The sequence below is a fragment of the Thermococcus sp. genome (genome assembly GCF_027063845.1).
In the GTDB taxonomy this organism is placed as follows: domain Archaea; phylum Methanobacteriota_B; class Thermococci; order Thermococcales; family Thermococcaceae; genus Thermococcus.
The window spans coordinates 1-8659 of record NZ_JAMOQU010000041.1; the positions used below are offsets into that span (position 1 = coordinate 1).

At 55.7% G+C, this 8659-nt stretch carries 9 protein-coding genes and 1 rRNA gene; 7 read left to right on the forward strand and 3 right to left on the reverse strand.

Translation table 11 applies throughout. The features are described 5' to 3' along the window. A partial coding sequence (gene moaA, locus MVO87_RS03080; protein WP_297552139.1) for a GTP 3',8-cyclase MoaA occupies positions 1-884 on the reverse strand: 884 nt, incomplete at its 3' end. 126 nt (positions 885-1010) lie between these two features. Here moaA and MVO87_RS03085 point away from each other — a divergent pair. The 3 genes from MVO87_RS03085 (at position 1011) to MVO87_RS03095 (ending at position 4845) form a co-directional block, all read left to right on the forward strand. Continuing rightward, entirely contained in the window at positions 1011-1742 is a 732-nt protein-coding gene (locus MVO87_RS03085) for a hypothetical protein (RefSeq protein ID WP_297515997.1), read from the forward strand. After that, on the forward strand, positions 1714-3129 hold the full coding sequence (locus tag MVO87_RS03090; protein WP_297552141.1) for a ribonuclease FAU-1 family protein: 1416 nt from the start codon (positions 1714-1716) through the stop codon (positions 3127-3129). Before MVO87_RS03085 ends, MVO87_RS03090 begins: the two co-directional genes overlap by 29 nt. Positions 3130-3435: 306 nt before the next feature. After that, complete coding sequence (locus MVO87_RS03095; RefSeq protein ID WP_297515615.1) at positions 3436-4845, forward strand: ATP-binding protein; 1410 nt, start codon at positions 3436-3438, stop codon at positions 4843-4845. On the opposite strand, the gene radB is transcribed toward MVO87_RS03095, so the two are convergent. Both radB and MVO87_RS03105 read right to left on the reverse strand, forming a co-directional pair. Further along, positions 4811-5476, reverse strand: a complete 666-nt coding sequence (radB, locus tag MVO87_RS03100) for a DNA repair and recombination protein RadB (protein WP_297515608.1) — start codon at positions 5474-5476, stop codon at positions 4811-4813. The genes MVO87_RS03095 and radB overlap by 35 nt on opposite strands. Before the next feature lie 9 nt (positions 5477-5485). Then, positions 5486-6121 (reverse strand): MBL fold metallo-hydrolase, encoded by a 636-nt coding sequence (locus tag MVO87_RS03105; protein ID WP_167729582.1) that lies wholly within the window; start codon positions 6119-6121, stop codon positions 5486-5488. 88 nt (positions 6122-6209) lie between these two features. On the opposite strand from MVO87_RS03105, the gene MVO87_RS03110 reads away from it, so the two are divergent. From MVO87_RS03110 to MVO87_RS03125, 4 genes are all read left to right on the forward strand, one after another. Then, the gene (locus MVO87_RS03110) at positions 6210-6578 is read left to right on the forward strand and encodes an ASCH domain-containing protein (RefSeq protein ID WP_297515603.1); all 369 of its coding nucleotides are present in this window, start codon (positions 6210-6212) and stop codon (positions 6576-6578) included. Then, the gene (locus MVO87_RS03115) at positions 6571-7278 is read left to right on the forward strand and encodes a DUF1614 domain-containing protein (protein ID WP_297515600.1); all 708 of its coding nucleotides are present in this window, start codon (positions 6571-6573) and stop codon (positions 7276-7278) included. Before MVO87_RS03110 ends, MVO87_RS03115 begins: the two co-directional genes overlap by 8 nt. 55 nt (positions 7279-7333) lie before the next feature. Beyond that, positions 7334-8173, forward strand: coding sequence for a ribose-phosphate diphosphokinase (locus tag MVO87_RS03120; protein ID WP_297515597.1), 840 nt, complete (start codon positions 7334-7336; stop codon positions 8171-8173). A 382-nt stretch (positions 8174-8555) separates the two neighbouring features. Next, positions 8556-8659 (forward strand): 16S ribosomal RNA (locus MVO87_RS03125); the annotation flags it as partial.

An 8659-nucleotide genomic window follows, 5' to 3' on the forward strand; every position in this document is an offset into this window, starting at 1 on the left:
ATATCGACGAGCTCCGCGTCGCTTGCACCGTTTCTCATCGCGCTCAGGAAGTCTATCAAATCATCGTTCCTCAGCAGGCAGGTCTTGAACTTCCCGTCGGAGGTGACCCTCAGCCTCGTGCAGTTGGCGCAGAAGACCGTGTTGTGCATCGCCCTAACTACCTCGACCTCGGCTATGCCGTAGTCGGTCGGAATGAAGTACTTCCTCCTCCTGTGCATCGTTCTCTCGCGGATTTCAACTGCTCTCTTTTCGAGCTCCTTCTCAACTGGCCTGAGCGGATAGAAGTACTTTCGGAAGAAGGCCGTCTCCGTCATCTCCCTCGGCGCTTCGAGCTCTATGAGCTGGAGTATTGTCCCTGTTTTCGCCGAGAAGTCTATCATGTCCCAGATTTCATCATCGTTGAGGCCCTTCATTACCGTCATGTTGAGCTTAACGGGCGAAAGATACTTTACCGCCTCCTCGATGCCCTCGAGGACAGTTTCAAGCATATCAACGCCCGTGATTCTTTTGTAGACGTCGGGCTTGAGGCTGTGGAGCGAGACGTTCACCCTGTCCAGACCGGCCCTCGCAAGCGGTTCGGCGAGCTCCTTCAAGCGACTCCCGTTGGTCGTCATGCTCAGGTCAATCACGTAGGGCTTTATTCTGCGGATGATTTCGAGGATGTTCTCTCTGACCGTTGGCTCACCACCCGTCAGCTTGACCTTCCTTATTCCAAGGCGAGAGGCTATTCTAACGATTCTCTCTATCTCCTCGGGCGTCATCTCGTTTTTGGCTAAAAACCGCTGGCCCTCGCGGTGGCAGAAGAAGCAGCGGAAGTTGCACTCCTGCGTGAGCGAAATCCTGAGGTTCGTTACTGGTCTTCCGAAGCGGTCGTAGAGGGTCATGGTAACACCTTAACCCGATACACGAGCTTTTAAAAAAGGCTTTCGGGTAAGCGGTTTCGTTTAACTCCGCCAATCGAAAAGTAAAAGTAGGCCTACGGCCAACTCCTACCTTAGGGGGTTTCGGGGATGGACGTTGACGAGCTCAGGTCACTTCTCGGGGAGCTTGAGAAGCTTCACTCCCGTTTTGAATCAAAGTTCTCCGAGCTCTACGGTGAGAAGGGCGCTGAGGAGCTCGAGGCTGTCCTCAGGTCACTGCACGAGCTCTCGGCCGAGAAGCTTGAGAGGGCCTCGTCGCTCTACCGTGAGCTGGCGAAGTTCGGCGGGAGGCTTGAGGAGCTCTCGAAGGAGCTTTACAAGAACGAGCACCAGATGAAGTTCCGCCTTGAGGAAGTCCTCTCGCTCCTCCGCGGTGACGACTTCAACTCGCGGGCGAGGTTGAAGGCTTCCTTCGACAGGCTGGTCCAGTTTCACAGGCTCTACGACTACGCGGTGAGGAAGGCGATAGGCGAGCTCTCGGCCGAGGTTGAGGGGTTGGCATTCCTGGGCGAAAACCACAAAAAGGTTCCCGTTGGCATACTGGAGGAAGTCCACAGAACGAGGTACCTTGAGGAGAGGCTCGACACGCTCGTTCGCTTCGTTTACAGGCTCTACGCTCATTCCTCAGACGTTCACCGCGTCGAGAGGGCCCTGCTCGAATGGCACTCCAAGGGCCTGCTCTGGGTTGAGGCGAGAAACGTGGAGAAGCTCAGCGGAGTGAGAGACGCTGAGGAAATCCTTGAAGGACTGGCGCTCATTGGAGTGGTGGAGAAGAAGATGAGGGGTGGTGAAGGTGTCTACAGACACAGGGCTTACGGTTAGGATTCGGGGCATCTACTCAACGGCCCTAACGAAGCTCTTCCTCGACAGGGGCTTCGGCATAAGCCAGCCGAGCAACAAGATAGTCGAGCGCTTCGGCCTTGAGAAAACCTACGACGAGTTCGACGTTGACATCTACGACAAAAAGGACAGGCACGGTGTCGTTCTCGTTGGAAACGCCGTTGAAGAGGCCAAAGCCGTTCTCGAAGACGAGCTCATCGACGTCTTCTTCAGAAGGCTCTCCTACCAGCTTTACGGCATCTACAAGGGTCTCGTTGTTAAGGTTGATGAGAGGTACGTTTACGTTGACCTCGGGAGCGCGATAGGAACCCTTCCCAAGAACGAGCTCCCGAGGGCAAACGAAGGGGACGAGGTTCTCGTCCAGGTAAAGAAGCACAACCTCCTGCCACACCTCAGCACTACCCTAACTATTCCAGGCGACTACGCCGTTTTGATTCCCAAGCCGATAGGGGCCCAGAGGCACGTGAAGATTTCGAGGAAGATAAGGGACAACCAGGAGCGCGAGAGGCTCAGAATCCTCGGCCTGAGCATAGACCTCGGCGAGTGGGGAATCCTCTGGAGGACGGCGGCAGCTTATAAAGACTGGAACACCCTGAGGGACGAGATAGTTCGCCTGTCAAAGCTCGCAGACAGACTTGAGAAAGCTGACACATACTTCGCGCCGTCGCTCATCATAGAGGGCAGGAACATCTACGAGGTCGAGTTCGGTGGTGGTGCCAAGAAGAAGCTCGACGAGATAAGGAACAAGGTCATCCCCACCGTTGAGGGCCACCACCAGCTCAAGGCTAAAGACCCCGAACTCGGCTTCGCGGTTGAGATAGCGGAGGGAATCCTCGCCAAGGTTCCCGGCCAGAGGATGAAGGTGAACCAGGGCTTCTGGGAGGCTCTGATAGAGAACAAGGGGCCGAGGAGGGGCTGGCTCTTCAGCCTCGACCACGTCAAGCCCGACGGTCAGAGGATAAGGATTGGGCCGGGAGAAGTTCTGGAGGTCAGCCACAACCCGCTCAAGGTCACGATAAAGAGGCACCTCAAGCCCGGCAAGTTCTACGACGGCCTCGACCTGCCGATAGAGTTCGGCGACTACGCCATAACAGAGATTGAGGCCGGCAAGTGGTGGTTCGTGCACCGCTACTACGACAAGAACGGCAACCTGAAGGGCGAGTACTACAACATCAACACTCCCGTTGAGATTTACCCCGATGGAGCGCGCTACGTTGACCTCGAGGTTGACATCGTTAAATGGCCCGACGGGACGAAGGAGATAATCGACAAGGAGAAGTTAGCGGAACACTACGAGGAGGGCATAATAAGCGAGAAGCTCTACAAGGCCGTGCTGAGGATTACACAGGAGGTCTACGAGAGGATTTGAAGGCGACCTCTTCCCGTTTTCTTTACTCTCATTTCCTCTGCTATCTCACTACCCTGGCCGAGGTTTATTAGCCGTTCAATGTCCTTGGGGGTAGATTCCTGCTGCCGGGAAGAACCGGTAACTTGAGCCTTTTTCTCTGGTGTGTTCTTTCGGTTTCTGGGGAGTTCATATGCGGGTGTTTGAAGATAGCTCTCAAAAACGTTTGGTAACTTCGTGGCTTAGGGGCGTGCCGAGCTTGTTAGTCTTGGCTTTGATTCCCCACAACCCTTAAATATTACCCGTTCAGTAATATACTCGGTGAGTAATATGTTCTACGACAGGGGGCGCGAGCTTGAAAAGCTCAACGAGGTTTACTCCTTTCCAGGCTCAAGCTTTCTCGTGATTTACGGCAGGAGGAGGGTCGGGAAGACCGCCTTGGCCAGGGAGTTCTTAAGGGATAAGCTCGGCCTATACTTCTTCGTGGGTGAGAAGGACGAGGCTTTGCTCCTCGAGGAGTACTCCCGCGAGATTGAGGAAAAGCTTTCCCACCACCTTCCCCCATATATGAAACCAAAGTTCGGCTCTCTGGATGAGCTGGTTGAGTTCCTGCTCGACTACTCGCGGGAGAGGAAGCTTGTTGTGGTCTTTGATGAATTCCAGAACTTCAAGACGGTTAAACCTTCCTTCTTCTCATCCCTCCAGAGGCTCTGGGACGAGAAAAAGGAGACCTCAAACCTCATGCTCATCGCAGTTGGCTCGTACGTCGGCATGATTAAGCGCATCTTCATGGATAGAAAAGAGCCCCTCTTCGGCAGGGTGGACGAGTGGGTTAAGCTCAAGCCCTTCGACTTCTGGACTTCATTTAACTTCGTGCGCTCTCTTGTTGATGTTCCACCTAAGGACTTCGTTGAGCTGTATTCAGCATTGGGCGGAATGCCAAGGTACCTCCTTTACGTCCCGCGCTACTACCGTGGAGACTCTCTCAAAGCCCTGAAGGCGCTGTTCTTCGATGAGTTTGCCCCGCTGAGGGAAGAGGGCCTGAACGTTCTTAAGCTGGAGTTCGGCAGGTTCTACCGCGCTCACTTCTCAATCCTCGAAGCGGTCAGCCTCGGCTACGTCACGCCCAAGGAGATAAGCGACAAAACGGGTATGAAGCTACTCACCGTCGGCAAGTACCTCAGCGAGCTGACGAACCACTTCGAGTACCTGATGAGAGAAGTTCCCGTCACCGAGAACCCTCTGAAGACGAGGAAAGTAATCTATCGCATAAGCGACGAGTTCTTCAACTTCTGGTTCCGCTTCGTTTACCACAACTACACCGCCCTTGAGGAGAATCCCGAGAAGGTCTTTGAGCGCTTTAGGGCCGAGTTTCCTGCCTTCGTTGGCAAAACCTACGAGAGAATAGCCCTGGACTTCGTGAGAGGGCTCGACCTCGGCTTTAGGCCCGAGCGCGTTGGCAGGTGGTGGCACAGGGGAGAAGAGATAGACGTGGTTGCCTACGACCGGAAAAACGTTGTTCTCTTCGAGGTGAAGTGGAAAGACCTGAGCCTGAGGGACGCGAGGAAAGTTCTAAATGCCCTTGAACGAAAGGCTGAACTCCTCTCGCTCAAAGGGGATTACAGGTTTGGCATCGTAGCGAGGGAACTCAAGGGTAAGGAAGAACTCAGGAAAGAGGGCTTTCTCGCCTTTGACCTCAACGACGTCATTCACCAACGTCCTCTATCCCCTTCTCCGTAATCCTGAAGTAGACCATCGTCCCCTCGGGGCGGAAGCGGTGTCTTTCGAGAATCGCCAGTCTCAGCCCAGGCTTCGGAAGCTTGTCGAGGCGGAGTATGTCCTTACAGCGGTAGCCGAGGGTTTGTTCCGCCACTGGCCTCGTTCTCTCCAGCCTGCTGTCGTAGTGCACTTGGTTGATGACGAGAACGGGGATGTTCTGCTTCCTTGCAATCCAGAGGAGAACTTGGAGTTGCCTGCTCAGGTCGGTCAGGAGGCCCATCCTGTTCTCCTCGGCCCTGTAGTGGGCGGTTATGGAATCCACCACGACGAGCGAGAAGGACTCGTCAACGACCTTCTTCAGCGAGCCTATAACCCTTCTCTGCTCCTTGAAGTCGGCGGGAGTGAAGAGGATGAAGCGCGACAGTGTTTCCTCGGGGTCGAGGTTTCTCGCTTCTGCCATCTGCTTCAGCCGTTCGGGAGAAAAGCCCCCCTCCGTGTCCACGTAGGCGACCTTCTTACCGCTCAGAATTCCTGTTTGAACGGCTAAGGTTGTCTTTCCTGTAGCGTAGGGGCCGTAAATCTGGGTGAGGACTCCAGGAGCGAAGCCTCCCCCGAGCAGTTCGTCGAGCTTCCGCGAGCCTGTGGAGAGCATGCCTTTCCCTCAGAAGGACATCTCCTCGTAGAGCTTCGGCTCCTTGAAGAGCACCCACACGCGCCTCTTCCTGAGTTCCTCGGCCAGCTTCGATGGGTCGGCGTCGTTGTAAACGCCGTAGTGCATCGGGATTACAACCCTCGGTCTCACGTCCTCGACTATCTGTGTTGCTTCCCTCGCGTTCGCGGTTGAGCGACCGCTTATCGGGACGAGCAGGATGTCCACCTTACCGCGAAGCCTCTGGAACACTGGGCCTGCGTAGGTGTCTCCGGGGTGGAGGAGCCTCTTGTCGCCCTCTATCAGGTAGCCGAGCGGGTACTGGCTCGACGGGTGCTCGACGTAGATGGCCGTAACCTTTACGCCGTTTTCGAGCTCTATCGTCTGTCCCGCCTCGATTTCCCTGACCTTCGTAACGCCATCTGCCACCGCCATCAGGTAGACCTGCTTGGGGCCTATTACCGTGGCGTCGCGGAGCCTTGACAGGAGCTCGACCTTTCCGTAGTGGTCCGTGTGCTCGTGGGTTATCAGGATGTAGTCAACCTCGCCAATTCGGTCGTCGTCAACCTCTGGGTAAGGGTCTATCAGTATCTTCACCCCGTTCGTCTCAATCCAGAAGCATGCGTGACCGTACCAGATGACCTTCATCGGTTCGACCTCCTCAAGTGCCTTCGATAAAGCGGACTTAAAGTTTTCCCAGCGTTGGTTTTATTAAGCTCGAAACCTACTAAGGGCGATGGCGATGGAGAAGAAAAAGGGCCTCATCGTGAGGGAACCCTACGCGAGCCTAATCGTCGAGGGCAAGAAAGTGTGGGAGATTAGAAAGACGAGAACGAAAATCAGAGGGGAGATTCTGATAATCAGCAACGGAAAGGCCATAGGGAAGGCAGAGCTCGTCGACGTTCTCGGACCGTTCACGCCTGAGGAGTTAGCTGAGCACGAGGACAAGCACCGCGCGAGCGTTTCTTTCCTCCGCGAGTACTCCAACGGGAAGCCACTCTACGCGTGGGTGCTCAGGAACGCCGAGAAGTTTGAGAAGCCCAAGGAAGTGGAGATGGCCAAGGGAGTCCAGATATGGGCCAACGTGGTGGTTAAGGATGAATAAGGCGAGGCGCTTCCTGTTTCCACCCCTCACTTGGCCTTTCCTGCTCCTCATAGCGGTTGTCTTCGTCCTCACGTTCTTTTTCTTCTCGGGTGCTGTTCTCATAGCGTTCCACAGGCTCGGCCTTCCGCCCGGTGTGGCGATTACCCTCTTTATTTTCGCGCTCGTGGGGAGCTTCATAAACATACCCATAGCGGAGGAAGTGACCTACGAGCCCGTGATTAGGGTTCGGGAAATCGGCTTCTTTGGAATCCTCTACCCGATGCCATACTTCGACTGGGAGGAGCGGAAGACTGTCATAGCCGTCAACGTTGGCGGTGCACTCGTCCCGCTGAGCATATCTATTTACGAGCTACTCCGCCTCGTTTACCTCGGTGAGTACGGCCTTCTCCTGAACACCCTTCTCGCGGTTTTCATCGCCTCGCTCCTCAGCAACGCCGTCGCGAGACCGGTTCGGGGCCTTGGAATCGCGATGCCGACGCTCTTTCCCCCGCTCATAGCGGTTCTCCTCGGCTGGCTCCTAGGGGACGGAAACCCGACGCTGGTTGCCTACGTCAGCGGAACGCTTGGGGTCCTCATCGGGGCCGACCTGATGAACTGGGAGAAAATCAAGCGCCTTGGGGCGCCGATGGTCAGCATAGGTGGCGCAGGAACCTTTGATGGAATCTTCCTCGCGGGGGTTATTGCCGTTCTCTTGGTATGACGGTGGGTTTATAAGGCAGTAATTCAACAGGAAACCGTCAAAGGAGGTGGCGCTCATGTTCGTTATCGGGAGCGGTGGGAAGCACCTTGAGGGGGAGCTCAGGGAACTCGGGGGAGAACTCATCGAGGTCGAGCTGAGGAAGTTCCCCGACGGGGAGAAGTACGTTCGGGTTCTCGGTTCAGGTAGTGAGGCAACGGTCGTCAGCTCTACTTTCGCACCGCAGGACGAGAAAATCGTTGAGCTACTCCTTATTGGGGACGCACTCAGGGAGAAGGGTTTCAAGAAACTCCGTGCTGTCGTTCCCTACTTCGCCTACAGCAGGCAGGACAGGGTCACGAAGGATGGTGAGCCGGTGAGCGTGAGGGCGATAATGAAGGCGCTCGGCATCTACTACGATGAACTCTACATCTTCGACCTCCACAATCCTGAGACCCTTAGGTACTTCCCTGGCAAGGGGGTTAACGTCTCCCCTGCGAGGGTCATAGCGGACTACTTCCGCGAGAAGCTGGGTGATGGCATAGTCCTCGCCCCCGATAAAGGCGCCCGCGAGAGGGCCAGGGCAGTCGCCCAAGAGCTCGGCCTTGAGTACAGCCACTTCGAGAAGAAGCGCATATCCCCAACTGAGGTTGAGATGAGGCCGGTTGATATAGACGTCAAGGGCAGGAACGTGCTGATAGTTGATGATATCATAAGCACCGGAGGGACCATGGTCAAGGCGTCTGAGATTTTGAAGAAGCTCGGCGCAGAGAGAATCTTCGTTGGAGTCACTCACGGGGTCTTTGCCGAGGGTGCCATTGAGAGGGTTAGCAATGCTGTTGATGAGCTCGCCGTCACGAACACAATACCCACTCCCGTCTCGAAGATAAGCATTGTTCCGGAAATACTCCGCCTCTGATTGCAAAAATTTTTAACATTTTCATGTCTATCCTTGTGCATTCTAGTTCTCGATTTTAACAGGTTCTTTTTCAAAAATCTCCCCTGCGGTGGGTTTTGCAAAAATTTTTCACTGCGGGGGTTCGTCCCTATTGGGTGGAGCCCCCGAACAGGGGGCGACGAAGACCCGGGCGCCAAGACGGCGGCGTCGGGGGGAACGGGTGCAAAGCACCCAACGATGAACCCCGCCCTCCAGCCCGGGTCACACCAGGTGCGCTCCCGAGGAAACGCCGAAAGGCGGACCCCTCGGGGGTAAGGCAGGCCCGGCACCCCGACCAAACCCCCGGACGGGAATCGGTACTCCCCCATTTGAGGGGAGTTCCACCGGCCGTACTCCTTGCTCAATTCCGGTTGATCCTGCCGGAGGCCACTGCTATGGGGGTCCGACTAAGCCATGCGAGTCATGGGGCGCGCTCTGCGCGCACCGGCGGACGGCTCAGTAACACGT

Bases quoted from the DNA above. Each gene is read 5' to 3' on its own strand.
- MVO87_RS03120 (WP_297515597.1), top strand. From the start codon at position 7,334: ATGTTCGTTATCGGGAGCGGTGGGAAGCACCTTGAGGGGGAGCTCAGG.
- MVO87_RS03115 (WP_297515600.1), top strand. From the start codon at position 6,571: ATGAATAAGGCGAGGCGCTTCCTGTTTCCACCCCTCACTTGGCCTTTC.
- MVO87_RS03095 (WP_297515615.1), top strand. From the start codon at position 3,436: ATGTTCTACGACAGGGGGCGCGAGCTTGAAAAGCTCAACGAGGTTTAC.
- MVO87_RS03105 (WP_167729582.1), bottom strand. From the start codon at position 6,121: ATGAAGGTCATCTGGTACGGTCACGCATGCTTCTGGATTGAGACGAAC.
- MVO87_RS03110 (WP_297515603.1), top strand. From the start codon at position 6,210: ATGGCGATGGAGAAGAAAAAGGGCCTCATCGTGAGGGAACCCTACGCG.
- radB (WP_297515608.1), bottom strand. From the start codon at position 5,476: ATGCTCTCCACAGGCTCGCGGAAGCTCGACGAACTGCTCGGGGGAGGC.
- MVO87_RS03085 (WP_297515997.1), top strand. From the start codon at position 1,011: ATGGACGTTGACGAGCTCAGGTCACTTCTCGGGGAGCTTGAGAAGCTT.